20 protein-coding genes are annotated in these 24,884 nt (G+C 61.0%); 16 read left to right on the top strand and 4 right to left on the bottom strand.

Going from position 1 to position 24,884, the window contains the following annotated elements; translation table 11 throughout:
* Positions 1-8: 8 nt before the first annotated feature.
* The gene (glmS, locus tag ABQX22_RS17025) at positions 9-1,844 is read left to right on the top strand and encodes a glutamine--fructose-6-phosphate transaminase (isomerizing) (protein ID WP_349801036.1); all 1,836 of its coding nucleotides are present in this window, start codon (positions 9-11) and stop codon (positions 1,842-1,844) included.
* A gap of 65 nt (positions 1,845-1,909) precedes the next feature.
* Here glmS and ABQX22_RS17020 read toward each other — a convergent pair whose 3' ends face one another.
* Complete coding sequence (locus ABQX22_RS17020; RefSeq protein ID WP_349801035.1) at positions 1,910-2,896, bottom strand: ABC transporter substrate-binding protein; 987 nt, start codon at positions 2,894-2,896, stop codon at positions 1,910-1,912.
* Between the two features lie 614 nt (positions 2,897-3,510).
* On the opposite strand from ABQX22_RS17020, the gene ABQX22_RS17015 reads away from it, so the two are divergent.
* From ABQX22_RS17015 to proB, 6 genes are read left to right on the top strand one after another with little or no spacing between them, the layout of a single operon-like run.
* On the top strand, positions 3,511-4,359 hold the full coding sequence (locus ABQX22_RS17015; protein ID WP_349801034.1) for an ABC transporter ATP-binding protein: 849 nt from the start codon (positions 3,511-3,513) through the stop codon (positions 4,357-4,359).
* A 31-nt stretch (positions 4,360-4,390) separates the two neighbouring features.
* Positions 4,391-5,140 carry an ABC transporter permease gene (locus ABQX22_RS17010; RefSeq protein ID WP_349801033.1) on the top strand — a complete coding sequence of 250 codons (750 nt, stop codon included), beginning with the start codon at positions 4,391-4,393 and terminating at the stop codon, positions 5,138-5,140.
* 5 nt (positions 5,141-5,145) lie between these two features.
* A complete protein-coding gene (locus ABQX22_RS17005) occupies positions 5,146-5,877 on the top strand; it encodes an ABC transporter permease (RefSeq protein WP_349801032.1) in 732 nt (243 codons plus the stop codon).
* 46 nt (positions 5,878-5,923) lie between these two features.
* Positions 5,924-6,760, top strand: coding sequence for a carboxylating nicotinate-nucleotide diphosphorylase (gene nadC, locus ABQX22_RS17000; protein ID WP_349801031.1), 837 nt, complete (start codon positions 5,924-5,926; stop codon positions 6,758-6,760).
* Between the two features lie 5 nt (positions 6,761-6,765).
* Positions 6,766-8,820: a phosphonate metabolism protein/1,5-bisphosphokinase (PRPP-forming) PhnN gene (gene phnN, locus ABQX22_RS16995; protein WP_349801030.1), complete on the top strand. Its 2,055-nt coding sequence runs from the start codon at positions 6,766-6,768 to the stop codon at positions 8,818-8,820.
* A 22-nt stretch (positions 8,821-8,842) separates the two neighbouring features.
* The gene (proB, locus tag ABQX22_RS16990) at positions 8,843-9,970 is read left to right on the top strand and encodes a glutamate 5-kinase (RefSeq protein ID WP_349801029.1); all 1,128 of its coding nucleotides are present in this window, start codon (positions 8,843-8,845) and stop codon (positions 9,968-9,970) included.
* Positions 9,971-9,983: 13 nt separating this feature from the next.
* Here the strand turns inward: proB and ABQX22_RS16985 are convergent, their stop codons facing one another.
* On the bottom strand, positions 9,984-10,916 hold the full coding sequence (locus ABQX22_RS16985) for a LysR substrate-binding domain-containing protein (RefSeq protein WP_349801028.1): 933 nt from the start codon (positions 10,914-10,916) through the stop codon (positions 9,984-9,986).
* Positions 10,917-10,942: 26 nt separating this feature from the next.
* Complete coding sequence (locus ABQX22_RS16980) at positions 10,943-11,863, bottom strand: DMT family transporter (RefSeq protein ID WP_349801027.1); 921 nt, start codon at positions 11,861-11,863, stop codon at positions 10,943-10,945.
* A 156-nt stretch (positions 11,864-12,019) separates the two neighbouring features.
* On the opposite strand from ABQX22_RS16980, the gene gcvA reads away from it, so the two are divergent.
* The 9 genes from gcvA to ABQX22_RS16935 all read left to right on the top strand — a co-directional run bounded on the left by gcvA (position 12,020) and on the right by ABQX22_RS16935 (position 22,480).
* Positions 12,020-12,928: a transcriptional regulator GcvA gene (gene gcvA / locus ABQX22_RS16975; RefSeq protein ID WP_349801026.1), complete on the top strand. Its 909-nt coding sequence runs from the start codon at positions 12,020-12,022 to the stop codon at positions 12,926-12,928.
* Between the two features lie 283 nt (positions 12,929-13,211).
* A complete protein-coding gene (locus ABQX22_RS16970) occupies positions 13,212-13,655 on the top strand; it encodes a cupin domain-containing protein (RefSeq protein ID WP_349801025.1) in 444 nt (147 codons plus the stop codon).
* Positions 13,655-15,163: a methionine--tRNA ligase gene (locus tag ABQX22_RS16965; RefSeq protein ID WP_349801024.1), complete on the top strand. Its 1,509-nt coding sequence runs from the start codon at positions 13,655-13,657 to the stop codon at positions 15,161-15,163. Before ABQX22_RS16970 ends, ABQX22_RS16965 begins: the two co-directional genes overlap by 1 nt.
* A gap of 17 nt (positions 15,164-15,180) precedes the next feature.
* Entirely contained in the window at positions 15,181-16,302 is a 1,122-nt protein-coding gene (locus ABQX22_RS16960) for an NAD(P)/FAD-dependent oxidoreductase (RefSeq protein WP_349801023.1), read from the top strand.
* Positions 16,302-17,243: an ABC transporter substrate-binding protein gene (locus ABQX22_RS16955; RefSeq protein ID WP_349801022.1), complete on the top strand. Its 942-nt coding sequence runs from the start codon at positions 16,302-16,304 to the stop codon at positions 17,241-17,243. Before ABQX22_RS16960 ends, ABQX22_RS16955 begins: the two co-directional genes overlap by 1 nt.
* Positions 17,244-17,285: 42 nt before the next feature.
* Entirely contained in the window at positions 17,286-18,665 is a 1,380-nt protein-coding gene (locus ABQX22_RS16950; RefSeq protein ID WP_349801021.1) for a SidA/IucD/PvdA family monooxygenase, read from the top strand.
* Positions 18,662-19,681 carry a 2,3-diaminopropionate biosynthesis protein SbnA gene (sbnA, locus tag ABQX22_RS16945; protein ID WP_349801020.1) on the top strand — a complete coding sequence of 340 codons (1,020 nt, stop codon included), beginning with the start codon at positions 18,662-18,664 and terminating at the stop codon, positions 19,679-19,681. The genes ABQX22_RS16950 and sbnA overlap by 4 nt, the downstream gene beginning before the upstream one ends.
* Entirely contained in the window at positions 19,674-20,681 is a 1,008-nt protein-coding gene (gene sbnB, locus ABQX22_RS16940) for a 2,3-diaminopropionate biosynthesis protein SbnB (protein ID WP_349801019.1), read from the top strand. The genes sbnA and sbnB overlap by 8 nt, the downstream gene beginning before the upstream one ends.
* On the top strand, positions 20,672-22,480 hold the full coding sequence (locus tag ABQX22_RS16935; protein WP_349801018.1) for an FAD/NAD(P)-binding protein: 1,809 nt from the start codon (positions 20,672-20,674) through the stop codon (positions 22,478-22,480). Before sbnB ends, ABQX22_RS16935 begins: the two co-directional genes overlap by 10 nt.
* 433 nt (positions 22,481-22,913) lie before the next feature.
* Here the strand turns inward: ABQX22_RS16935 and ABQX22_RS16930 are convergent, their stop codons facing one another.
* A complete protein-coding gene (locus ABQX22_RS16930) occupies positions 22,914-24,863 on the bottom strand; it encodes an acyltransferase family protein (protein ID WP_349801017.1) in 1,950 nt (649 codons plus the stop codon).
* Between the last annotated feature and the right edge of the window lie 21 nt (positions 24,864-24,884).

The following is a 24,884-nucleotide window of genomic DNA, read 5'->3' as shown; positions in this document are numbered from 1 at the left end:
AAAGAACCATGTGTGGAATTGTTGGCGCTATTGCTGAACGTAACGTGACGGCCATCTTGCTCGAAGGCCTCAAGCGCCTCGAGTACCGCGGCTACGACAGCGCCGGTGTCGCGCTCTTCTCCAGTGCCGGTGTGCTTGAGCGCCGCCGTCGCGTAGGCAAGGTCAATGAGTTGGAGCAGGCTCTGGCCGGCGAGCCGTTGCTTGGCCGTCTGGGCATCGCCCACACCCGTTGGGCCACACACGGCGCGCCAACCGAACGCAACGCGCACCCGCATTTTTCCAACGATGAACTGGCGGTGGTCCACAACGGCATCATCGAGAACCACGAACCACTGCGCGCGCGTCTTAAAGGCCTGGGTTACGTGTTCACGTCGGATACCGACACCGAAGTCATCGTCCATTTGCTGCACCACAAACTTCAGGACACGCCGGATCTGGCCGTGGCCCTCAAGGCCGCGGTCAAGGAACTGCACGGTGCTTATGGCTTGTCCGTGATCAGTGCCAAACAACCCGATCGTCTGCTCGCCGCCCGCAGCGGCAGCCCGCTGGTGGTGGGCTTGGGGCTGGGCGAAAACTTCCTGGCTTCCGACCAATTGGCCCTGCGTCAGGTCACGGATCGCTTTGTGTACCTGGAAGAGGGCGATATTGCAGAAATTCGCCGCGACAGCGTCCAGATCTGGAACGCCGACGGCCTGTCCGTCGAGCGCGAAACCGTGCAGTACCGTGAGGGTGCCGAAGCCGCCGACAAAGGTGAGTTCCGCCACTTCATGCTCAAGGAAATCCACGAGCAACCGAAAGTCGTGCAGCGCACGCTGGAAGGCCGTCTCGGTCAGCAACAGGTGCTGGTCCAGGCCTTCGGGCCGCAAGCCGCCGAACTGTTTGCCAAGGTGCGCAACGTGCAGATCGTTGCGTGCGGCACCAGTTATCACGCGGGCATGGTTGCGCGTTATTGGCTGGAAGGGTTGGCGGGCATCCCCTGTCAGGTAGAAGTGGCGAGCGAATTCCGTTACCGCAAGGTCGTGGTGCAGCCGGACACCCTGTTTGTTTCGATCTCACAGTCGGGCGAGACCGCTGACACACTCGCCGCACTTCGCAACGCCAAGGAGCTGGGCTTCCTGGCCAGTCTGGCGATCTGCAACGTCGGCATCAGCTCGTTGGTGCGTGAGTCAGACCTGACCCTGCTGACCCAGGCCGGCCCTGAGATTGGTGTCGCCTCCACCAAAGCGTTCACCACGCAGCTGGTGGGCTTGTTGCTGCTGACGTTGTCGCTGGGGCAGGTCAGAGGCACCTTGGCAGAAGGCGTTGAAGCGGAACTGGTGGAAGAGCTGCGCCGCCTGCCGACTCGCTTGGGCGAAGCACTGGCCATGGAGGCGACTATCGAGAAAGTCGCCGAACTGTTCGCCGAGAAACACCACACGCTGTTCCTCGGCCGTGGCGCGCAATTCCCCGTGGCGATGGAAGGCGCCTTGAAGCTTAAGGAAATCTCCTACATCCACGCCGAAGCCTACCCGGCAGGCGAGCTGAAACACGGCCCGTTGGCCCTGGTCGACAGCGACATGCCGGTGGTCACCGTCGCACCGAACAACGAACTGCTGGAGAAGCTGAAATCCAACCTGCAGGAAGTGCGCGCGCGGGGCGGCGAGCTGATCGTTTTCGCCGACGAACAAGCCGGCCTCGAAAATGGTGAAGGCACCCACGTCATCGCCATGCCGCACATCATCGACGCGCTGGCGCCGATTCTGTACACCATCCCGCTGCAGCTTCTGTCGTATTACGTGGCGGTGTTGAAAGGGACAGACGTTGACCAACCGCGCAACCTGGCGAAGTCAGTGACCGTGGAATAAGTTATCCACAGCTGGCGTTGTATCTCCCCACACTAGCGGCTGCCCCAACTTGTTCGGGGCAGCCGTCACTTCATCAAGTCGGCTGGCAGAAACGACTTATCAATGATCGCCTTCCAGTCTACGTCGCCCTTCAGTTCGCCGTTCAACCTCAAACCATCGGCCATGCGGTCCAGCTCTGCCAGGTTGAAGTCGCCCTCGCTCCACATGTGTGACGTGACCATGTTATCCACAGCCTCTTTGGCAATCGCCGGTTCAAGTTTGAAGCTCTTGGCGAGGATGTCGGCCGCCTGTTGAGGGTTGTCGTAGATGGCTTTGACGCCCATTCGGCGTCCTTCGATGATTGCTTTCAGCTTGTCGGGATGAGCCTTGGCGAACTCACGGGTGGTGATGCCGACCGATGTGGTCATTGGCGGAAGCACATCGCTGGATTTATACAGCGTGTCGTACTGGTCTTTGCGAATGATCGAGAGCGGCTCGATCAACACGGCTGCGTCTACGGCTTTCTGGTCAAGCAAGGTCAGTCCGTTTACATAACCGCCGGAAGCGACCCGCGCCACTTTGTTCGCGTCGACGCTCTTGGCCTTCAACGACATCAGCAACAGCATTTCCGACACGCCCTTGGGGGAGGTGATCGCGACTTTCTTGCCTTCCAGTTGGGCAATGTCCTTGAGTGCCGAGCCCTTGAGCGTCACCACCGAAGACTCCGCCACCGAGCGCGTGCCGACGTTGATCATCACTAGGTCCAGCCCCTGACGTTGGGCCGCCAGCGCTGCGGCGACTGCGACCTCACCATAAGGCGTGTCGCTGGCCAGGATGTTGCGAACCGTCGTCCCGCCACCGCCTGAACCCAGGATGCCGGTGATATCGACCCCAGCCTTTTTGAACAATCCGTTTTCCATCGCGACCGCATACGGCAAGCCGTACAGGCTCGTGCCCCACTGGGTGACGGAGATCTCATCGGCGCGCGCCATGGGCGCCACCAAAAACAATGCGGCCAGGCCAGCGGCGGCAAACTTTCGGGTAGAGCGCATAAGGGCTTGCTGTGCAGTCATGCTCGGAACTCCTGATAGCATCGAAGTACGTTCGTGATGGCAAGAATTGAATGCGACGGCGATGTTTTTTTAGTTTCTGTACGCTATTAAAAGTTACGGAGCAAGATACAGGCCAGTTGCATACCGCCCCCTGAAAGTGTCAAAAAAACTATTCATCTAGTTGATATCTAACAACTTTACGTGAGGCATACGTTTCTTTCATTGACTACCGGTCAGCGGGTAGCGGTCGAAAAAGAAGCGTACACATTGGTTTAAGCACCTTTTCAACTCAGCGGCCGCGCGTGTCGGCGTGTATTGAAAGACGTCCCCCTTTGGTGCGAGGAAGGGACGTTGGCACTACGCTGGAGCGAATAGCGTGTACATCCTATTAGTGCTTTGGCTGACTTTATTATGAGCGCCTGCATTGTTATGCACATATGTTCCTGCGCTGAGCCGCCGTTGAATTTAAGTCGTTGTAAATCATATAGATGAAATTTTTACCGTCTGCTTTCACGCGATCAGTCGCACATTGGCTCCCATCTTGCTAATACCTAGATATCTAGCGTGTGCATTATAAATAGAACGCTTTTGGCCTATAGGGCTCAAGGTTCACCGGCCGAACTGGGGGAGTGAATATGACGTTTGCAGTGAAAGGCGGGGCCGTTGAGACGTTGCACGTGGCACCGGATACCCGCACCGCGCATGTCACGTTGAAACAAGTGACACGTTCCTTCAAGAAGGCTGGCACCAAAGAAATGTTCGCCGCGCTCGGGCCTATCGATCTGACGTTGAACAAGGGCGAATTCTTTTCCGTGGTCGGCCCTTCGGGGTGTGGAAAGTCGACCTTGATGGACGTGCTCTCCGGCCTTGCACGCCCGACGTCGGGGGAGGTGATGTTCGAAGGCAAGGTCATTTCCAGCGTCCCGGACGGCGTCGGCGTGGTGTTTCAGGAAGACGCGTCTTTCCCCTGGCTCACCGTACGCGACAACATCGCCTTCGGTCTTCGCCGCAGTGGCGTTGACGGCCCGGAGGTTGAGCGCCGCGTGATCTACGCCCTGGGCTTCATGGGCCTGCGCGATTTTGCCGGCGCCTATCCTGCGCAACTGTCAGGCGGCATGCGCCAGCGGGTGTGCATCGCCCGCACGCTTGTCATGCAGCCGCGCCTGATCCTGATGGACGAACCCTTCGGTGCACTGGATCAACAAACCCGTCTGCTGATGGGCGATGAGTTGCTGCGGCTGTGGCGCGAAACCAATGCCACCGTGTTGCTGATCACCCACGCCCTGGACGAGGCCGCCATATTGTCGGACCGGGTCGGGGTGATGTCCTCACGGCCGGGGCTGTTCATCGACATGGTTGAAACCGGCTGGGACCGCGACCGCGACAGTCGCGTGGTCTCGACGCCACGCTTCGGCGAGATCAATTCGCGGCTGTGGGACAAGCTGCGGGTGGAGACCATGAAGGTCATGGGCACGCAGCACTGATCCGGTTCGGCCATCTCTTGAGGACGTCGATTTGAATATCGAAAGCGTGCTGCGATCTGTGTTGGTCGCAGGCTTCATCGGGTTGATCGAGTTGCTGTGTCGCACTCACGTCATCCCGCAGACCGTGATGATCCCGCCATCGCAGATGTTCACCCATCTGGTTGGGCTGGTGACAGCCGGCCAGTACAGCAAAGACATTCTGTTCAGCTTTACCAACATCGTCGTTTCGGCGTTTGTCGCGATCATCAGCGGCTTTTTCATCGGCCTGGCGGTGCACTCGATGCCGCGCTTTCGTGGGGCGCTGGAGCCGCTGCTGGCCAGTTATTACGCGGTGCCGACCTTTATTTTCTACCCCGTCTTCATCGTGGTGTTCGGTGTGGGCCATGGCTCGATCATCGCCATCGCCGTGCTGTTGGCCATCGTCGCGATGATCACCGCTACGCTCACCGGTCTCGACCGCATCCCTCAGGTGCTGCGCAAAAGCGCCGCCGTGATGCGCATGTCCAGGCTGCAAACCGCCTGGCGAATCGAACTGCCGGCCGCGCTGCCGTACCTGTTCGGCGGCGTGAAACTGGCCGTGGCGTACGCGTTCATCGGCGTGATTGCTTCGGAATTCATCCTGTCCGGCTCCGGCATCGGTTACGCCATTGCCTTTGCCTACAACAACTTCGAAAGCGACAACATGTACGCCCTCATGTTGCTGGTGCTGATCAGCGTCACGCTGATCAACGCGGCGCTCAACTTCTTCGACCGCCGCTTGCAAGCGCGTCGTCAACGGTGACCGGCATGCAGAGATTCCTACCGACCTTTTTACTGGTGCTGGCGCTGATCGCCGGGTGGCAATTGCTGCACATGGCTATCGGCGCGGGGGCACTGACATCGCCATGGATGACCGTCACCCACCTGATTTCAATGATGGGCACGGTCGAGCTGTGGACCAACGTCGGTGAAACCGCCAAGGCGTTCGCCTACGCCATGAGCCTGGCGTTGATCGGCGGCATCGTGCTCGGCGTACTGCTGGGGGTTAACCGACTGGCCGGCGCGGTGGCCGAGCCGATCCTGCTCAACCTGTACGCCATCCCCAAAGTCACGCTGTATCCGCTGGTGCTGCTGTGCTTCGGCCTCGGACTGTCCTCGAAAGTGGCATTCGGCGTCATGCACGGGTTGATTCCGATCCTGCTGTTCACCATGAACGCCATCCGCCAAATGCGCCCGGTGTACATGCGCACTGCCGGCACCCTGCGGCTCACGCCGATTCAGTCACTGTTCCACGTGTTGCTGCCGGCAATCCTGCCGGAGATCGTGGCCGGCGTAAGGCTGGGTTTTGCCCTGACATTGCTGGGCGTGCTGATCGGCGAAATGTTCGCTTCACAGCGCGGGCTGGGCTACATGGCCGTCAACGCCATGGGCCTGGGCGACATACCGACCATCATGGCCGTCGCGCTGTTGCTCACGGTCATCGCAGTCACCTGCAACAGCCTGATGCTCATGCTCGACAAGAAACTTCAGCACCGCTAAACCGCTTTTTTTCGCACCGAACCGTATCCACATAGGGGTAACCACGATGTATGACGTTTTCCAGACTGACCGCCTTATCGATCTTTGGCTGACCGAAGACATCGGTTACTGCGACCTGACCGCGCAGGTCATGATCGAGCCAGACGAAACCGGCGCCTTTTACATGAACGCGCGGGAAACCCTGATCGTTTCCGGCATCGACATCGCCGCACGGGTGTTCAAGCGTTACGACCCGACGCTGGAAGTGATCGTACGCGTCAAAGACGGCCAGAAAATCGAAGCCGGCACCGTGATGATTGATGTGAGCGGTAACGCCCGCAGCGTGCTGACTGCCGAGCGCACCGCGTTGAACATCGTGCAGCGCATGTCGGGTATTGCCAACGAGACCGCCAAGTACGTGGCAGCCGTCGCCGGCAGCAACGCTCGCCTGATCGACACCCGCAAGACCACCCCGGGCCTGCGCATGCTGGAAAAACACGCGGTCACCTGCGGTGGCGGCCTGAACCATCGCCTGGGCCTGGACAACGGCGTGATGATCAAAGACAACCACATTGCGGTGTGCGGCGGCATCACCCAGGCAGTCCAGCGCGCCCGTCGCCAGTTGCCGGTGCTGACCAAGCTGGAAGTGGAGTGCGACAGCCTGACCCAAGTGGCCGAAGCGCTGGAAGCCAACGTCGATGTCATCATGCTCGACAACATGAGCGTGGCCGACATGACCGAAGCGGTGAAAATGGTCAACGGCCGCACCAAGCTCGAAGCATCGGGTGGCATCAATCTGTCCACCATCGGCGCGATCTCCAAGACCGGTGTCGACTACATTTCCACCAGCAAGCTCAATCAGGCAGCGGTGTGTGTAGACATCGGCCTGGACGAGGCGGAGTAAGGCACATGGCGCAGGGCATCTTCTTCTTTATTGTCGGCCCCAGTGGTGCCGGCAAGGATTCGTTGATCGAAGGCGCCCGCGCCCAACTCGGTGAGGCCGGTCGGTATGTGTTCGCTCGCCGTACCATTACGCGCCCGTCCGGCGCTCCAGGCGAAGATCACGACGGCGTCACCGAAGCCCAATTCAACACGTCCTTGGCCGCAGGGGATTTTTTGATCACCTGGGAAGCCCACGGGCTGTCATACGGTTTGTCAGCGGACCTGCTGAGCGCCTTGAGCAACGGTAATCACGTCATCGCCAACGGCTCGCGCAAAATGATCCGCGAACTGGCCGGACTTGTCCCCAGGCTGGTCGTCGTCGAGGTCACGGCCTCCATCGACGTGCTGGCGTCAAGGATTCTGGCGCGCGGCCGGGAAAATGCCATGGAGGCCCGCGCCCGGGTCATGCGCCAGGTCGAGCCGCTGCCGGTGGACATCGAAACCATTCGCGTGAGCAATGATGGCGCCCTCGACCACGGCATTACCGCGTTTGTCAGAGCGCTGGCCACTGCCACTCAGCGCTTGCGGCTGCGCCGGGTGCCGGTGTCCACAGGCCTTGAGCGGATTGCCTATCTGCCGATGCAGAGCGCCGTGCTGTCGGCTGCCGACTATCTGGGCGCTTCAAAAGTAGACCTCTTGGCCGACGGCAAATCATTGAGCGTGCAGATTCACGGTCTGGCGGCCGAGGCGTTGCTGGCGCCTGACGAGCTGGGCTTGAGCGAAGAGGCGTTCGCGAGCTGGGACGTTGCCGAGGGCGCGGAGGTTGCCTTGCGGCGCACGCCATCACCGGCCAGCCGCCAGGCGTTGATTCAGAAAGTCCAGGGCCACGAACTGGGCGAAGCCGAGTACGAAATGCTGCTGCGCGACATCATCGAAGGCCGCTACACCGAAGGCGAGATCAGCGCGTTTCTGGTCAGCGCCACGCGCAGCCTGTCCGACGCCGAGGTCATCGCGCTGGCCCGGGTGCGGACTCGTTTCACCCCGACCCTGCACTGGGATCACCCCATCGTGGTCGACAAGCATTCCATGGGTGGTGTCCCCGGCAGCCGCATCACGCTGCTGGTGGTGCCGATTGTCGCGGCCCATGGCATGGCGATGCCCAAGACTTCTTCGCGGGCGATCACGTCGGCGGCAGGCACCGCCGATGCGATGGAGGCGGTGGCCCGCGTCGACCTGACCGTGGCCGACGTGCAGCGCTGCGTCGAGCAGGCTGGCGCGTGCATTGCCTGGAACGGCCGGCTCAATCACTCCGTGGTGGACGACGTGATGAACGCCATCACCCGCCCGCTGGGTATCGACTCCAATCGCTGGTCGGTGGCCTCGATCCTGTCGAAGAAGCTCACGGCCGGTTCAACCCACGTCGTGGTCGATCTGCCCTACGGCCCCCGCACCAAACTGAAAACCCAGGCGCAGGCCCGGGAGCTGGGCGACCTGTTCGAGCGCGTCGGTGCCGGACTCGGTCTGACCGTTGTCGCCTTTGCCACTGACGGCAGCCGACCGATTGGCCGTGGCATCGGCCCGGCGCTTGAAGTGCGCGACGTGCGTTCGGTGCTGGCCAACGACCCGTCGGCGCCACAGGATTTGCGGGAAAAGGCGATTTTCTTCGCCGGGCAGATTCTCTCCTGGGACCCGGCGGTGGGCAGCGTCGAAGCCGGGCGCCAATTGGCTGAAGACCTGTTGACCAGCGGCAAGGCGAATGCGGCGTTCGAGCGGATCATCGATGCGCAGGGCAGAAAGGAACCGTCGCTGCCCGGTGCGTTGACCTATTCGGTGTTCGCAACCGCTGCAGGGCAGGTGAGCGAGCTGGACGGCTGGCGCATCGCGGAAATTGCCCGACGCGCCGGAGCGCCTGTGGATAAGTCAGCCGGCATTGATCTTAAAATCGGGCAGGGCGAGTTTGTGACGCAGGGGCAATGCCTGTATGTAGTTCATGCTTCCAATGCCGCGGACCTGGAGTCGGCAAGCGTGCTGGCGCAGATGAGCAATGGCGTGACGTTATCGCCGCAACGCGAGCAGGGATAAAAAGCAAAACCGAGGTGAAGAAATGCGTGAAGAGATAGCGACGACAAAGCGTTGGGTCATCCACATCGAGAGCCGTCTGATCTGCGCGCCTGACGGCTTGAACCAGGATGCCGTACAGCGACTGGCCGCTCAGGTGGCCACGCTGCATCAACGGGGCATTGAAGTGGTGGTGGTGTCAGCCGGTGCCACCGGTGCCTGCGCCACTCAAGCGGGCGATCAGGCGAATGGCACGGCAGTGCCGCTGCACGAGGCGCAGGCCCTGGCTGCCATCGGCCAGATCAAGCTGACCAATGCCTGGGCCCAAGGTCTTGAAGCCCATGGGCTGCAGTCGGCGCAGATCCTCCTGACCCAGGATGACCTGTCTCACCGCAAGCACTACCTCAACGCCCGCAGCACACTGCAGGTGTTGCTCAAAAACGGAGCCGTTCCGGTGGTCAGCGAAAACGGCACCGTCGCCAGCCACGGCATACGTGCGGGCGACACCGACAGCCTCGGCGCGTTGATCGTGAACCTGGTGCAGGCCGACACTTACATCTTGCTGACTGAACTTGAAGGTTTTCTCAGCCTGGGCGCTGTCGCCGAAGCGTCGCCGTCAGGCGAACTGATCAGCCAGGCGGCAGCCGGGGATGCCCATCTGGATCGCTGCGCCCACGACATGACCGAGCACTTCGGTTTCGACGTCCGCTCCTGGTTGCGCTCGGCCCGCCTGGCAGCGCGTTCCGGCGCCCACACGATCATCGCCGACGGACGCAGGGCCGGCATCCTCGAAGCCGTGGCCAGCGGCGCCTCGGTCGGCACGTTGCTGCTGTCCGACACCAACCCGGCCGCCTCGCGAGACCGGTGGTTGTCCAATCAGCTTCCCATGCGCGGCGTGCTGGAAATCATTGCCGGCTCGTACGGCGAGTTGTCAGAAGGCGGTGGTGTGACCGCGCTGATGATTCTGCGGGTGGAAGGCACGTTTCAGCGCGGGGACATGGTGGTGTGTAGCGGGCCGGATGGTGTGGAGCTGGCGCGGGGTCTGGTCAATTACAGCTCCCAGGAAATTCAGCGCCTGCGCGGCCAGTTCGTCGAGGCGTTCGCCCGGCAGATTGGTTATGTAGCCGAGTCGGCGATTATCAGCCATGAAAACCTGGTGACGTACGCCCACTGATAGCGCAACAGGCTCACGCCACCTGGAACGCTTCATCGATCTCCCGCTCATGGCCGTGCGCGGATTTCCCCGCCTGTTGCACGGCCCATTTCATGAAGGCATCAATCGCCCACTCTTCGCGGCGCTCTTTGGCGCAGTACACGAAATAATCGAATTTCAGTTCCGAAGTGGCATCCAGCACCTGCACCAGTCGTCTGGATTTCAGGGCTTCCCAGGCGAACACGTTGTTGACCAGCGCAATGCCCTGACCTGCGCAGGCGGCGCTGATCAACAGCGACTCATCGCCGTAGCTGGAACCCTGGATGATCTTGCGGTTGCCCATGCCAAAGGCGTTCATCCAGACCTTCCAGTAGTTGCGTTCGGTGTCCTGCAACAGCGGGAAGGTCAGGCAGTCCTGGGGTGTTTCGATGCTGCGCTGTTTGGCCAGCAGCGTCGGGCTGCACACCGGAATCAGGTACGAAGACCACAGCCGCGTTGCGTGGTTGTCCGGGTTGCTGGCCATCTCGCGCTGGATCGCGATGTCCACATGCCCGTGCTTGAGGTCCGAGAGGCTGGAGCAGATCTGAATCGAGATTTCGATATTCGGGCACCGCTCCTTGAAATCGCCCAGCGCGGGGATCAGCCAGGAGCTGGCAATGGTCGACGTGGTGCTGATCACCAGTCGTGTCTGTCTTGGCGGTTTGAGCGCGGCGCCGGACCAGGCTTTTTCGATGACCTCAAAGGTGTCGGACAACTCGTCGAACAGCGTACGACCATTGGCAGTCAGGCGAATCCCCTTGGCATCGCGCTCAAACAGGCGCCGCCCGATCTGGTCCTCCAGCCCTTTGATCTGCTGGCTGACAGCCGCCGGGGACACGCAGAGATGATCGGCGGCGCGTTTCATGCTGCCGACCTTACATACTTCGACAAACGTGCGAAGTGCAATCAACGGTATTGCTCTGCTCATCTTCAATACCTTGATAACGCGTCGGATCAGACAGCGGCCGTGTTTCGTTTGGCGTTCACTTGCCTGGGTTTGCTCTGGCTCAGCACGAACCACACGGCCAGACAGATCAGCCCACCGCCGTACAGGTGCGCGACGGAGAGGTGTTCATCCAGAAACATCACGCCCCACAGCACGCCGAAAGGCGGAATCAGGAAGGTGACGGTCAGGGAGCGTACGGGGCCGATGTCGGCTATCAGGCGGAAGTACAGAATGTACGCGCATGCGGTGCAGATAAATCCTACAGCCGCCAGTGCGAGCCAGACTGTCGAGTCACCCCAACTGAGCGGCGGATTGACCGTGGCCGAGATGCCGAAGAAGGGCGCGAGGAAAAGGGTTGCGCCGATCTGGCTGCCGAAGGCGACCAGCTTCGCGTCTAGTCCGCCCTTGTCAGCCACCCATTGCTTGGTGAGAAAACCCGAAGCGCCGTAGCAGGTGGTCGCGACCAGACAGGCCAGCGCACCCATCACTACCGTGGACGACATCGTCACCGGCCCGGTGGTAGTGAGTAACGTGATGCCCATCAAGCCAATCAGCACACCGGCCGCTTTTTTCACGGTCAGTGAGTCATTGAAAAACATCGAGCCGATCAGCACGCCCATCAGCGGCGTGGTGGCGTTGAGGATCGCGGAATAACCGGCCGGCAATAACAAGGCGGCCACGCTGTACATCAGGAAAGGGATGCCGGAGTTGATCACGCCCAGGAACATCGTGGCTTTCAACTTGCCGTTAAAGTCGGTTTTGGTTTTGAGAATGGCGAGAATGACGGCCAGGCCAATCGCGCCCAGCAAGACGCGAAAGAACGCGGTGGGCAGTGCGCCCAGCACAGGCGCGGCGATGCGCATGAATAAAAAGCTGGCGCCCCATATCGCTGCCAGGACCAGAAGTCGCACGTAGTCGGATAGTTTCATGAACACCCTTTGCCACTGACCGGTAACTGAAAAATGACCCGAAAGATGCGGCATTGACGCTTGTCGAGTCAGGGTGTGATGATTTGAGCAGTGTCTGGAGCGGTGCTCAAGCGAGCTTTTCTAAAGCACATTAGTTTTTCTTAACTGAGGTCAGACATGAAATTCCCGCCCCTGCACGCCTTGCTCTGCTTTGAAGCAACGGGGCGTCACGCGAGCATGAAGAGTGCGGCGGGTGAGCTCTTCGTCACGCCTGCGGCGATCAGCCAGCAAATTGCCAAACTGGAAAAAGCCGTGGGTGTGCAGCTGTTCATCCGCAACACCAAGCGGCTGGAGCTCACGGCCGAAGGCAAGATTTACCTCAGGGCCATTCGCCCGGCACTGGGCCAGATCGCCGACGCCACCCAGCGACTGATGAGCGACAACGGCCCCAACACCATCACCATCAGTTGCACCAGCGGCTTTGCCATGCAGTGGTTAATGCCGCGTCTGCCGGATTTTCAGGCGCTTTGTCCTGACGTGGAAGTGCTCATCAGCACCACCAATCGGCTGGTAGACCTGTTGGGCGACGGGGTTGATTTTGCGGTGCGGCATGGCTTGGGTCGCTATCCCGGGCTGGAAGTCGAGATGCTGATCAACGACCGTTTGCAGCCGGTGTGCAGCCCGGCCTTGCTGCCCGATTCCCGGTTTCTGTCCTCACCCATTGATCTGAAGAACTACACCCTGCTGCACGACGAGCATCGTGAAGACTGGGGGCTTTGGCTACGTGCCGTGGGGATCGAGGACGCGGAGGCTGCGGTTCATCGGGGGTCGGTGTTCGTGGATTCCAACGGTGTGATCGAAGCCGCACTCGCCGGGATGGGCATTGCTCTGGTCCGCCGCTCGTTGATCCCCGACGAGTTGGCGTCTGGCCGGTTGGTCGTGCCGTTTCGGGTCACGATCGACACGCCCATCGCGTATTACCTGGTCTACGATGAAACCGCGATCTTGCCCAAATCCAGTCGCCAGTTTCGGGATTGGCTGGTGAGCCAGGCCATTTCCAGTCAACGAGAATTCACTACGCGATAGCGCGATCACGCGACTTTCATCTGCCCAGGTCAAGCAGGGCGACTTAAGTCTTACTTCAACTACTGCGCTGTAGCGATCACTGCGCTTAATAGCAGTAACGTGATGTTTTGAACCCCTTAAGCCCATTCCGGTTAAGTCAAACTTAACTGGCAATTGCGTATTCATAGTTTGCTCCGCCTTCCGAAAATCCTCAGCTTATCCATTCATTGACGAGGCGTTATTGGGGACGTGCCTCGTCGAACCAATAGCGAGCAAGGACGCTTGAAAACGGGAGGAGAACTTCATGGCGGACTTTCAAATTTTTCGTCCGATGGCCTGGGACACACTGGTTCATGAATATGATCTGGACGGCGCCAGGCTGTTGCCGTGGGCCGGTTACCCCACACCCATCGGCGGTGGTTGGTGTGTCGTACGACCGCACACCAAATCCTTGTCCCACACCCAGATCGACCAAGAGTTTTTCATCGGCATCAAAGGCAGCGCCAAGCTGGTGGTGGGCGATCAGACGTTCCCGTTTGTGATGGGCGATATTGCGGCCATCCCCAAACACACCGATCACTACGTGCTCAACGACACCGACGAAGACTTCCATTTTTACGTGGTGTGGTGGGACCGCGACTCGGCCAATCGCTTTCTCGACGAAGACGCACAGCAAGGTGCTGAGCTGCAGCACGTATCTCTGCAGCACGTGCCGATTCATGACGTTTCCGAACAGAGGGCGTCCTGATGGCAAAGTTGCTGGTCACTATTACGCCGCCAACGCCCAACGGCGATCTGCATATCGGGCACATGGCCGGGCCGTTTCTGGCAGCGGACATCTACACCCGCGCACAGCGCCAGCGTGGTCACGATTGCACCCTGGTTTCCTATTCCGACGACTATCAGTCTTACATGCTGCGCCGTGGCATTGAACTTGATCGGGATCCGCAGGAACTCGCGGTGGAGAACACCGACAAGATCAACGACACGTTGACCAAAATGGGCATTCAAGTTGATTTCTGGATGCGCCCGTATCGCAATAACTACTTCAAGAAAGCTGTAGAAGAAGTGTACGAGTACGCGGTAAAGGCGGGGGCCATTTACAAAAAGGTCAGCCAGGAGCCGTATTGCGAGCAGTGCGATAAGTGGGGTTATGAGGCGTTTGGCCGGGGTAATTGCGACCACTGCGGCTCGGACTCCGATGCCAGTCAGTGCGAAGAATGCGCGCACACGCCCAACGCCTCGAAAATGACCGACTTCCGCTGCAAGCTCTGCGCGGCACCGATGATCTGGCGCCCCATCGAGCGCGAGTTCCTGGCGCTGTCGAACTTCCGCAACCACCTGCAAAGCATCTTCGAGCATGCCCCGCTGCGGCCCTTCATTCGGCGTTTTCTTGCCGAAGAAATGCGCATGGGGCCGGCGGACTGGGGTATCACGCGGCCCCACGACGGCGGCCTGGACCTCAAGCCCGACGGCACCCGGCGCATCCACACCTGGGTCATGGGCCTGTCGGGTTACCTGGCGGCTTTTCGCGAATACCTCAACGAGCACAAGCAAGCGCCTTGGGAGTACGACGAGTATTGCCGTTCGGGCAAAGGTCGGTTGGTGCACTTCCTCGGCTACGACTGCGCGTTCAGTCACATGGTGGTTTACCCCTCGTTGCTGCACACCATGCACGGCTACCGCATGCGTCAGACCTTCTACACCAACCAGTTTTTGACGCTCAACGGCAAGAACCTCTCCACCAGCCGCAATTACGCGATCTGGGCGCGAGACCTGGTGGCCGAAGCCTGCACCGACAGCGCCCGTTTTTACCTGGCGCTCATTGCGCCGGAGCAGGACACCGATGATTTCGATGTCGAGAAATTTGCCGCCTGGCGTGATCGCACGTTCAACGAAGTGCTGGTCAAGCTCGCCGCCAAGGCCGAGCGCGAGCGTGTGGACGGCGACAGCCTGAAGGTCAATTCCACCGATGCGGCCGCGATCAAGATTCTGATAGCGCGCTGGTTTGAAGTGACGTCGGTGGATCATTTCTCCATGAAAGGCCTGGCGGTGTTGCTGTCCGACGTGATCAACGCCGCCCGGGACCGGCAGTCCATGGGCAAGCGCATCCTGCCCTACATGGCACTGATCGGCGCCCTCGGCGCGCCGGTGTTCCCGGAGCTTGCCCGGAACATCTTGCGCTACTGCCGCCTCACCGAAAAAGAAGTGTTCCAGCAGTTGGTGTACGTCAGTGCTGTCGAGTACGAAATCTGACAGGGGAGTGGGCGACGATGAAAACCTCATTCGATGTGATCGTGATCGGCGCCGGTGTCGTGGGGGCGTCCATCGCGGCGGCGCTGGTGGAAAGCGGGCTGGACGTCGCGCTGCTGGAGAAGGGCATCGGTGGCGGGCAGGGCGCGACGCGTTACAGCGGCGGCATTGTCCGTGGCCTGGAGCTTGATCCGGCGCTGCGACCCCTGACCGCCAACGGCGCGCACACTGGCGGCACGGGGATCGTCCGGGCGGTGTTCGAGCAATCGATGAAGCGCACCGGCGTCGCCTACATCGCCCGTTCCGACATCTGTGGCGCTTATCTGGATGCCATGGGCAGCGAAGGCACATTGAATGTGGAGATGCACGCGTCGGTCGATGCGCTGGACAACGGGCGGTTCACGCCATATTGCGCGGGTGACTGCCTGCTCATCGAGCGTAATGGCGGCATTGTCGATGCCCGGATCAGCGTGCTCAATTTATGCCGCTATGTGAGCGAAAAGGGCCTGATGCTGGACAGCCTGGCCGTTGACCACTGCGAGCAGGGCAGTGGTCACGTCAAGGTCTACGCAGGCCATCTGTGCCTCGAAGCGACGTGGGTGGTCGACGCGTGCGGGGCCAGCGAAACGCTGAAGAGGCCCCCTCACGCGGTGCATGCGCGGACGATTCCGTTCACCCGGTTCGGCTGCGATCAGGCGCCCAGCATGCCGATCATTGCGCACACTCTGAACACCTACGTGCTGCCGTTGGGCAAGCATCTGGCGCAGGCCGGCGGGCAGCAGCGCAACCGGGCCGAGCGTGCCAGCGAGCTGAACATGGCGTTGATGGACAACGAGGAGGACGTGATGGCGCGCATGGCCCGCCTGGGTTACGGGCCTCACAGCACGCCGGTGGTAACCACAGTCGCCAGTGATGCCTACACCGATGATGGGCGTCCGCTGATCGGCCGCGCCACTCCTGACAGCCAGATTTACCTGGCCACCGGCTTCTGCGGCATTGGTTTTAAGATGGCGCCCAGCGTGGCCGATCTGCTGGCCTATGAGCTGGGGAGTCAGCTGGCAGGGCGACAGCTCGATGCCGCTCACCGCTCGGTGATGCAGGCGTTTGTGCCGTCGCGATTTTCTTCGGAGGCGCTGTCGTGATGCGCCTGGGTATCTGTGCGGCGCTGGAGGTGAGCACCACTCTGCACGCCCGAAGTTTCCTGCGGGGCGTGTACTTGTCCTCACTGCTGTTCCAGAACGTGCGCCGCGCCCGGCACCTGTACTTCGACGACCGCGCCAGCGTGGAGGGAGGTCGGGCGGCGGCCAGGTTGTTCATTCGCGAGAAAGTGGATGCGGTCATTGGCCACTTCGCTTCGGAGTCCGCCGCGGCCGTTGTCGAAAGTTATGCACAGGCTGGCATTCCCTTGATCCTCCCGGCGTCAACGTGTGCATCGCTCACGGAAGAGGGCAGCACGACGTTTCGCGTGTGTGCCTCCGACCGAGTGCTGGCCCAGCGTCTACTGGCATTTGCCCGCAGCCAGGGCTTGAAGCGGTTGGCGCTGTTCGCCGACGAAAGCCTTCATGGACAGCAACAGCTGCAAGAGCTCAGGGCTGTAGATAACTTATCCACAACCCTTGGCGATGCCGTGAACGCGGATGCGTTGGTGTTCTGCGGACGCTTGAGAGCCAGCCATCAGTTTCTGCGTCAACAACGCTCGGCAGGCTGCCAATTGCCTCTGTTCTTCACTGACGACGCTGCGTCTCCGGCGCTGGTGGAGGGCATCGCGCCGTTGGGAACGGTCTACGTGGTCAGTTTCCCCATCGCCCGCGACGTGCCCGAAGCGCACTCGGTGGACCGCGACTACCAGCGGATATACGGCGAGCAGGCACCGGTTTACGCCATCGAGACACTGGCCGCCTTTGCGCTGGTCGATCGCGCCGCACAACAACCCAAGGGGCTGCTCAATGCCCTCAGATACGAACGCTTTTCCACACCTGCCGGCCCCATCAGTTTTACCAATGGGGAGAACGATCTCGCCCGTATTTCGTTGTGGGTGTATGCCGATGATCGTGCCCATGAGCGGCAATTGCTCTGTGGATAACGCCTGCTTTTCACGCCTTTCCATCTTTCAGGAACCATCATCATGAGTCATTTTGAAATCGAGGGTTTTCCCCAGGAACTGGACGTTGCGTCGGTCGGCTTCGGCCCCGCCGGGATAGCGCTGGCGTGTGCACTGGAAGACGAAACCGAAGACAGCGGCAAGCGGCCCTATCAGCGCGTGCGTTTCTTTGAAAAGGGCCAGGATTCGACTTGGCATGGCTCGTTTCTGCTGGCGGGCACTGACATCAATCACCATGTCTTTCGCGATCTGGTCACGCCGCGCAACCCGCGCAGCCGGTTCTCCTTTGCCATGTACCTGAAGGAAAAAGGCCGGCTGTACAAATTCGGCCTGCTGGGGCGCCCGGCCAGCCGTGTCGAATGGTCCGACTACATCGCTTGGGTGGCGGCGCAGCTCAAGGATTATGTTTCCTACGACGAGGGGGTTCTCGATGTCCTTCCCGTGACCGAGAAGGGCACTCTGCGCGCGGTGGATCTCATCACGGCGCAGGGGACTTATCGCACGCGGCGGCTGATCCTTTCCCACGGCAGCCTGCCGCGTATCCCAGACGTGTTCGCCGGCCACCTCGGCGGGCGGGTGTTCCATACCTCGCAATACTTGAAGAACGTCCATTTGGGCGGTGGTCCTATCGCGCAACGCTGGCTGGTGCTGGGTTCGGGCCAGAGCGCCGGGGAAGCGGTCGCCCATCTGCTTGGCGCAGCGCCCACCACGCAAGTGCATTCGGTGCATCGCGGCGTGGGGTTTCGGGTCGGGCAACTGGGACAGTTCCCCAACATGGCGTTTCTCCCCGAACAGGTCGATTACTTCCATCAGTTGGAGCCGGCACGCCGAACCAAGGTCTTCGAGGCGATTCGTTCGACCAATTACGCCGGCATTGACGCTGACGAAAGTCAGGCGTTGTACTCCTTCCTGTACGAAGGCGAGGTCAGCGGGCATCAGCGTTTGAACCTGCACACGTGGTCCAGTGTGGTCTCTGTGGAAAAGGTCGGCGGTGCCTACTCGGTGCTATTGCGCGACAGCAATACGGGTGTGCAACGCACGCTGTACGTGGATGGCATTGTCCTGGGTACCGGCTACGAACAGCTGCCGATCCCGCCGCTGCTGACCCTGCTCCAGCCTTGGCTGCAGCGGGACGAGGACGGCGCTCTGGCAGTGGATCGTCACTACCGGGTGGGTTTGCACAACAGCGAAGGCCTGCACATTTTTGCCAACGGCACGTCCGAAAAAGCCCACGGCATCAGTGATGCGCAGTCCTTTTCCATGGTGGCGCTGCGGGCCGAGCAGTTGACCGATGCGCTGCTCGCTTCCCAGCCGCGGCCTTTGGCCCATTCGCTGGCGCAAAACAAGGTGCGCACGCTGCCGCCGAAATCGAACACATCCGCACGCGTCGAGGCCCGGCCATGAACTTCATTTCGCACATCGTCGGCGATTCAAACTTCGTGCGGCTCAAGGGCCTGGGGTTCGAGAACCTGCATTTGAAGCTCGAATCCTGTAACCCGGCCGGCTCGATCAAGATGAAGACGGCGATAGGGCTCATCGATTCCTACGCCGAACGCCGACTTATCCACAAGGACACGGTGCTGATCGAATCGTCGTCGGGCAACCTCGGCGTGGCGCTCGCGATGATCTGCGCCGAGCGCGGCTACAAGTTCTGCTGCGTGGTGGACCCGAACACCAACCTGCACAACATCAAGATGATGGAAGCCTTCGGCGCGCAAATCGTGATCGTCACCGAGCGCGATGACAACGACGGTTATCTCGGCACGCGGATTCGCTACATCCGTGAAACGGTCGCCCGTGATCCGCGCCACCTGTGGCTCAATCAGTACAGCAACCCGGCCAATGCGCGCACCCACGAGATGACCACGGCGCGCTCCATCCACATCGCGTTCCCGGCGCTGGATTACCTGGTGATCGGCGCAGGCACCACCGGCACCTTGATGGGCTGTGTGCAGTATTTCCGCAAGCATTCGCCACGGACCAAGATCATTGCCGTGGACAGCGTCGGCTCTGTCACCTTTGGCCAGGCGCCGGGCAAGCGGCTGATACCGGGGCTGGGCGCAAGCCAGATGCCGCCGATCTTCCGCGCCAATCATTTGTTCAAACAGCAGGTGGTCGACGAGCGCGCCACGGTCGCGATGTGCCGATGGCTGGCCAAATCCAATGGCGTGCTGTCGGGTGGTTCGACCGGCACGGTGGTGGCGGGCCTTGCCGCGCCGTCCCTGGGCATACCCCGCGACGCGGTGGTGGTCGCCATTTCCCCGGACGCCGGCGAGCGCTACCTGGATACCATCTACAGCGACGAGTGGGTCATGCACAAATTCGGGGCGGCCGAGTTGTCCGCGCTCAACTCCCAAGCCATCGGCAAATACCTCAAGGCCTACGTGCGCACGTTTGAAGGAGAGGCGGTCAATGTCTGACTTTCATGTGATTCCCGGCGCGGTCATCAACGACATTCTGCAGGCCCATGCCCACAGCATGGTGGCGCGGGTCGAGCAGGTGTATCTGCAGCATCACCAGGGGCGGACGATCAACCCGGACAGTTACTTCTTGCGGTTTCCCCAGCAGCCAGCCGACCGGATTATCGCGTTGCCGGCGGCACTAGACGGCGAAAACGCCGTGGCCGGCATCAAGTGGATCTCCAGCTTCCCCGGCAACGTGGCACACCACAAACCACGCGCTTCGGCGGTGGTCATCCTCAATGACCGGGAGACCGGCTACCCCTACGCGTGCCTTGAAGGTGCGCAGATCAGCGCAGTGCGCACGGCTGCCTCGGCGGTGTCGGGTGCTTACTGGCTCAACCGTCAGTCACGTAAAGCGGCGAGTGTGGGCTTCATTGGCGCTGGCGTCATCGCACGCAACATCGCGCGCATGCTGGCGGTTGAAGGCTGGGACATCGGCCACGCGGTTGTGCATGATTTCGACGTCGGCTCTGCCAACGCGCTCACCCAGTACGTCGAGCAAACCGACTTATGCACAGCCCGGCCCGGCACGCTGGATGAAGCGCTGGCGGCGGACCTGGTGATCTTTGCAACCACCGCAGGCGAGCCGTACGTCAAACCGCCGATGGCTTTCCGCGCGGGGCAAGTGGTGTTGAACATCTCGCTGCGTGACATCGCCCCGCAATTGCTGCTGGCGGCGGACAACGTCTGCGACGACGTCGAGCACTGCATGAAAGCCAACACCTCGCCTCATCTTACTGAGCAGTTGTCGGGCAGCCGGTCCTTCATGAACGGGACGCTGGCGGGTTTGATGAGCGGTGAATTCCAACTCGACGACAGCAAGCCCGCGATCTTTTCGCCCTTTGGCCTGGGCGTGCTGGACCTGGCGCTGAGCAAATTCATCGTCGACACGGCCCTGAGCGAATCCCGCGCCGTGGCCATCGATTCGTTCTTTGGGGAGACGGCGCGATGGAACTGACCGACATCGTCCCGATCAGCATCGCCATCGTCGGTTGCGGCTCGCGCGGGCTGACGGTCATCGAGCGACTATGCGCACTGGCCAGCCGAGGCACCACGACTGTGGACATCCACGTGTATGAACCGCACACGCCGGGGCCGGGCCTTCATTCAGTGGAGCAGCCGGAATACCTGATGCTCAACACGGTGGCTTCGCAGATCTCGATGTTTCCCGATCAGGCTGCGCTGGACGGCGGCGAAGGCCGTGAAGGGCCTGATTTTTATCAGTGGTGCCTGCGCTATAAGTCGGCCGACCGAGTGGTGCGCGCCAATGAGTTCCTGCCCCGGCGGTGGCTGGGGGAATACCTGGCGTGGACCTACGCTGCGGTCACGCAGTCGTTGCCTGCACATGTTCGGGTGATACATCACCCCGGGGCTGTGGATAACATCCGAAAGACTTCGGATGGCGGGTTTATCCTGAAATGCGCTGAGCAATACAGCCGCGCTTTTGACTGGCTGGTTATCACGGTCGGGCACCCCGCTGCGCGACCGATTGTGGATAACTTATCTCGTACCGTGAGGGTTCCCGCTTATCCACAGCCAGCGGCGTTTAAAGACATCTCGGCTGGCATGTCGGTGGGCGTTGAGGGGCTGGGGCTGTGCGCTATGGATGCGGTGGCAGGGCTGACTGTCGGGCGCGGCGGCCGGTTTGTCGGCGAAGGCGACGGTATGCGTTACATCCCGTCAGGCGAGGAACCGAACCTGTACATGTTCTCGCGCAGTGGGCTGCCTTATCGCACCCGGCCGGACATCCGTGCGCATCGTATGGGCGCGCCGGCGTCAATATTCACTCTGGACGCGGTCAGTCGGCTGCGAGCTGCCCATCCACGCGGACTCGATTTCACGGCGCAGGTCATGCCGTTGATCAAGGCAGAAATGTTCGCCGAGTACTACGGGTTGGCCGCCCAACTGCGCGGCGAGGCGCCGGGACCGATCAAAGAGCAGGTGGCTCAGGCGTTTCGTGCGGGCAGGCTGGAATCGGAGGCGGTCGAGTTGGCGCAGCGCTTCGCTGTCGCGCCGTTGGATCAGAGCGTTTTCGATCCCCTGTGGATAAGCGCACCGGTTGTGGATTACCAAGCGTGGGTAACCGCGTTCATCAGCGCGGATTTGAAGGAAAGCGCGCGGGACCTCGACCAAAGCCCGATCAAGGCAGCGATTGAAGTCTGGCGCAGCTGCCGCGAACAACTGCGTCGGGTTGTGGATAACCACGGACTGACTGCTGAATCCCACGCGGTGTTCTTCGGGATGTACGCGCCGTTGGTCAACCGCCTGGTGGCCGGCCCCCAGAAAGAGCGGCATCAAGAGTTGCTGGCGCTGGCGCAAGCTGGGGTGCTGCAGTGGGTTCATGGCTCGCGGGTTAAGCATGATGACCCTGACCACGGCATTCGAATTTGTGCTGTGGATAACGTGGGCGCGGTGACATTGGATGCGTTGGTGCAGGCCCATGTGAGCGATGACGACGGGCGGGACACCCAGCCTCTCGTGATTCGCCAGTTGCTGGCCGATGGCGTTATCCACAGCGCGGTGGCCGGAGAGGGGGCGCCGGCGGTTGATGCGACGGGCAAAGCGTTATCCAATCTGTGGATAACCGGGCCTGTTGTCGAGGGCTCTACGTATTACAACCATTACGTGCCGTCGTCCGGCAGCTATTCCCGGGCATTCATCGACGCCGACCGCATCGCCCGCGAAGTGCTAGGGATTGCCACGGAACGCCAGCGTTCGGCGGCCGAGCCACAAAAGACCGAACCGGCACTCGCCTGACCCCACCCAAAAAAAAGCCCGCACTGAGGGGAGCAGGCGGGCAGGGGAAAAGGGGAGATGATCAAAACAGCCTGAGACCAGGGTTGTACCTGATACACCGCGATCGCAGCCTCGCTGGTGCTCGGCAGCTCCTGCAGAAATCTATGTTCGCCTCACATTCCACAGGTGGACGCAGAACCTGTAGGTGCTGACGAGGCCGTGCGAGGCTGCGATGCTCATCGCGGGCAAGCGCGCTCCTACAGTTGTGAGCGTGCTCAGGATCTACGCAAGTCCTGTAGGCGCTGACGAGCCCGTGCGAGGCTGCGATGCGGTGCACCTGACACACCGCAATCTCGTTTACGCCTGAGACCTTGGCCGCGTGGTTTGATGACGGCTGCGCAGCCCATCGCGGGACAAGCCACGCGCCTACGGACTTCGGCCAGATTCTAAAGGCTTAGTACGGCCCAATCGCCGCGCTGGTCTCGGCGCCGATCACGTGGGTGCCGACCAGCGCTGCATTCTGTTTGAGCAGCTCGGGCATGACGTAATTTTTCACGATGTAGAGCGACCCTGCCGAGCTGAGGTGCCCAGAATCGATCTGCAGCAAGGAGTGATCGTCCTGCAGCCGCACCAGGCACGAATTGGCGATGCACAGCCCGTCGATCAACGACACAAAGTCCACCATCTGGGGATTGATCATTCCCCGGGTCGCTCGGTCGGTGGCGATCAGGCCGGTGTCCATCGCGGCGTCGGTGATGTGCGAATCCTCCACCCCCCAGTGACGGTTGGCGATGACACTGGGCAGTGACGGGCTCCATTGCGGCAACGGCCCCATCAGCACCACCTGTTTGACCCCCAGCGCTTTAAGCCGGGTCGCCAGTTCATTCCATTGCGTTTTGTCGTGCTCGTCTTTCTGCGCGATGACCACCACTTCAGGCTGCAGCGCCCCGATGGCTTGCAGCGCGGTGGCGTTGGAGTAATTGCAGGTCACGCGCGGCGGGGTGTTTCGGCCGGGGTCCGGAGTCAGGCTGGGTCGGCACCCCGCCGAGGCCACCTGATAAAACGGCGTGCCTTCTGCCAGCCAGGTTCTCAGGCCCAGGGACAGCGCTTGCGCGTGGGAATCGCCCCAGAGAAACACTCCCCCGTCGCCCTGCTTGCGCGTGCAGGACTCGTCGATCCCGGATAACCCGCGCTCGGTGAACGCCGAAAACGCATCGCACTTGAGCCAATAGTTTTCGTACAGATTCTTCTGCCGGTTGGCGTAGTCCTGAACGAAGCGCGCCTTGTCGGAAACGCTCACCGCCCGCATTGGAGAAACCGCGCCATCGGTGGCGTTGACCGCCGCACCGCCGACGAAGAGCAACGCAATCATCGCGCTGACCGAGGCGAACTTGCGCGGCCGGACCGGCGCTTTGTTGGCCGGTGCTTTTTCGATCAATGAATACGACAGCTGCGCCAGCGCGAACGCCGCGATGATGCCCAACAGCGCATTACGCGGATTGCCGAGGTAGCCCGCGTAGCTCATGAACACCACGACTGGCCAGTGCCACAAGTAAAGCGAGTAGGACACCGTGCCGGTCCACTGTGAGAAGCGGTTGCTGGTCACGACGGAGTCCTGCCGCCCGGCGACGAGGATGGCGAAGGTACCCAGCACCGGCATCAGCGCCAGATAACCGGGCCACACCACGCGCTCTGTAAGCAAAACGAAACTGGCCGCCATCAGCCCTAGGCCCGTGGCTTCCAGCGAGCGCTGATGGGTGCGATCCAGTTTGATCGGGAACAGGCAGGCGACGCCGCCCAGCAGCAATTCCCACGCCCGCGCCGGCAGCAGGTAAAACGCAGGCTCCGGCCATTTGATCGAGGTCACCACGCAGAAAACGAACCCCAACACACACGCCGCCAGCACTGTCCACCGTAGATGGCGCAGGGCGATAACTTTGCTCAGCCCCAGCAGTGCGATGGGATAGAGCATGTAGAACTGCCATTCCACCGACAGCGACCAGGTGTGCAGCAGCCATTTCTCATGGGCGCTGGCGGTGAAGTAGCCCGCTTCGGACCAGTAGGTGAAGTTGGAATAGAACCCCAGGCTCGCCGCGATGTGCTTGCCCAACTCGCTGTATTCCAACGGCAGCAGGTAGAACCAGCCGAGCACCAGCAGCACGCAGCACATGGCCGCCAGCGCGGGAATGATTCGGCGCGCGCGGGATTTATAGAAACCCACCAGGCTGAGGCTGCCTTTCTCAAGGCTGCGGAACAGAATCCCGGTGATGAGATACCCCGAGATCACGAAGAAAATATCCACGCCCGAGAAACCGCCGGGCAGCCAGCCAGGATTGAAGTGAAACAGCACCACCGCGATCACCGCGATGGCCCTTAGTCCGTTAATGTCTTTTCTGAAGTCCATGGCGATTCTTCAATGACGTGA

Source organism: Xanthomonas sp. WHRI 1810A (assembly GCF_040202885.1).
GTDB lineage: Bacteria > Pseudomonadota > Gammaproteobacteria > Pseudomonadales > Pseudomonadaceae > Aquipseudomonas.
The sequence above is the reverse complement of the archived record's forward strand: the minus strand, read 5'-3'. Positions and strand labels throughout refer to the sequence as shown.